The 2,448-nt window shown below is 74.9% G+C and carries 3 protein-coding genes; 1 reads left to right on the top strand and 2 read right to left on the bottom strand.

What is annotated here, in order from left to right; all coding sequences use genetic code 11:
- Nucleotides 1-1,164 (top strand): YfhO family protein (locus D7V93_RS41780; protein WP_147451634.1); only part of this gene is annotated, 1,164 nt, incomplete at its 5' end.
- Between the two features lie 132 nt (nt 1,165-1,296).
- On the opposite strand, the gene D7V93_RS41775 is transcribed toward D7V93_RS41780, so the two are convergent.
- Both D7V93_RS41775 and D7V93_RS41770 read right to left on the bottom strand, forming a co-directional pair.
- Nucleotides 1,297-2,184 carry a hypothetical protein gene (locus D7V93_RS41775; protein WP_120648532.1) on the bottom strand — a complete coding sequence of 296 codons (888 nt, stop codon included), beginning with the start codon at nt 2,182-2,184 and terminating at the stop codon, nt 1,297-1,299.
- Nucleotides 2,181-2,448: hypothetical protein (locus D7V93_RS41770; protein WP_244237827.1), on the bottom strand; the 268-nt coding region annotated here is incomplete at its 5' end. The genes D7V93_RS41770 and D7V93_RS41775, both read right to left, overlap by 4 nt.

Genomic DNA, 2,448 nt, shown 5'->3' with positions numbered 1-2,448 from the left:
ATCCTCGCGGGCGTGGGGGTGGCGGTCGTCTGCGCCGCCATCGCGCTGGGCGAGGCCGTGGGCGGAGTGTGGACGCGCGGCTGGGTGCTGCCGCACTGGCCGGACGCGCCCGCCGCCGCGCTGGAGGGGCTGTCGGGCAACGTGGTGCGCATGGCGGGGACGGCCTCGGGGCTCGCGCTGCTGTGCGCGGTCCTGGCGTGGCGGCCGCGGCTGGGCGCGGGGCTGGTGGTGCTCCAGGGCGTGGCGCTCTTCCTGGAGAACGGCCCGCTCTACCAGGTGTCCCCCGCGGAGATCCTCGAGACGCCGCCCCCGTTCGTGGATCGGATCCGCGCGTCCGTGCCCGCGGGGGAGCCCGTGCGGGTGCAGACGGTGGTGAAGGGCTACGGCGCGCCACCGCTGGCCGGCTACGACTTCAAGGACCGGCTGAGCCTGGCGCAGATGGTGGTGCTCGCGCCGGACACGCCGGTGTTCTGGGGCCTGGAGAGCGCGGGCGGCTACCTGCCCGGAGAGAGCGTGCGGGTGCGAAGGCTGCAGGGGGACCTGGGTCGCTGGTTCGGGGCGCTTGCGCCGCGCCTGTCCACGCGCTTCACGCTGGCGCGCACGACGGAGCTGGCGTCGTCGGGTCTGCCACCCGGGGCCCGCGTGGATGCCCAGGATGCGCTCTTCGGGGTGACGCTGCTGGCGCATCCGGACGCCCCCGAGCGGATCCACCTGGCGCGGCCGGAGTGCGTGGCCTCGCCCGACGAGGCCCTGCGGCGGATGAAGGCGCCCGAGTTGCCGCCGCGCGACGTCGCCATCGTGGAGTGCGTGACGCCGCTGCCGCACGAGCCCGCGTCCGGCACGGGGACGGTGCGGGTGACCCGCGAGTCCCCGGAGCGCTTCAGCGTGGACGTGGAGGCCGCCGCGCCCGCGGTGCTGGTGATCAACGACGCGTATCAGCCCGGCTGGTCCGCGACGCTGGATGGCGAGCCCGCTCCCATCCTCCCCGCCAACGTGGCGGTGCGCGCGGTGGCGGTGCCGGCGGGACGTCACACGGTGGCCCTGCGCTACCGGACGCCGGGGCTCGTCGCGGGGCTGTGGGTGGGCGTGCTGACGCTGGGCGCGCTGGGCGCCGCGATGGCGGTGTCACGGCGACGCGGTCCGCGGGTGTCTCGCGGGCGGTGAAGGCAGGGCGGCCCGCCTGGAAGTGCGCGGCGACGCGATTCGCGGGTGTCTCGCGGGCGGTGAAGGCAGGACGGCCCGCCCCGGAAGTGCGCGGGAGCGGGCCGTCGGTGTCCGTGCGCCAGGGGACGCGTATCACCCCGTGGGGGCGGCGAGCCTGGCGCGGGACTCTCGCTGGGACGTGGCGAGGGCGGAGCGCTGCAACCACCCGGCGAGCCCCAGCATCGCGAGCCCCGAGGTGCGCAGCGTGCGCAGCAGCTCCACGACCTCGGTGGGGTTGCCGGGCAGCACCATCGCCAGCCACTCGCGCGCGTCGTAGAGGAGCCACACCGCGCCGGACACGCCCATGGCCCACCACACCCAGGCCAGCCGTCCACCGCGCAGCATGTACGCGACGCGCAGGATGGGCGCGACGAGCAGGATGGTCGTCATGTCCGCCAGCGTGGAGGCGAGCGCGATGACCGCGGTGCACGTGGCCGCGAAGCCCTGGCCCAGGTGCCCCATCGCCGTGACGAGCGCCGGCCCTCCCACCGCGAGCGCGCTCACCGCCGCTACCGCCCACAGCACCGTCGCGCGGGAGCTGGGCGGCGGCTCCAGGCCGGACTGCCGGTAGGTGCGCGCCAGCAGCACCAGCGCGAACGTGGTGCTCACGTTCGCGAGCACGACGACGACCATGCGGACGGGCAGCAGCGGCGAGCTGGCGAACGGCACGTCCGGCACCGCGTGCATCCAGTAGCTGCGCAGGGCCGTGCTGACGAGCGACAGGAACGCGCCGAGCGTCAGCAGGCCCCACACGCGCCGCAGGTAGTCGCCCGGCGCGAACGACAGCGTCGCCGCCAGCGTGCCCGCCACGGCCAGCAGGCCCACGGCCCAGCCCGCCACGTCTCCTGTCAGCGACAGCCGGTGCGCGTCCTGGAGGAACGTGGCCGCCGCGAGCAGGTGGACGACCTGGAGCCCCGCGACGGCGCCCAGCCAGGGAGCCGCCGACCCGGAGGCGCGGCCCGGGGAAGGGGAGGCACTCATCGCAACTTCTCCATGGCCGTCGAGAACTCCGTGAGGATGACCTTCGTGTGCAGGGCACCGATGAACGTGTTGAGCATGGGCTTGAGGCCCTCCAGCAGCTGCGGGAGGTCCTGAAGGCCTACCTGTTCAGGCGGGCGCTTCAGCGTCCGCAGCGAGGCGGTCTGGATGGCCATCTTGGCGGTGAAGCCGCCCAGCAGCGGCTCCAGGTGCCGGATCAGCACGTCCTGCCAGCCGGAGGACGAGGAGGGGGTGGTGGGGGACGAG

The organism is Corallococcus llansteffanensis, from assembly GCF_003612055.1.
In the GTDB taxonomy this organism is placed as follows: Bacteria; Myxococcota; Myxococcia; order Myxococcales; family Myxococcaceae; genus Corallococcus; species Corallococcus llansteffanensis.
This window is presented reverse-complemented; position numbering and strand designations above follow the sequence as displayed.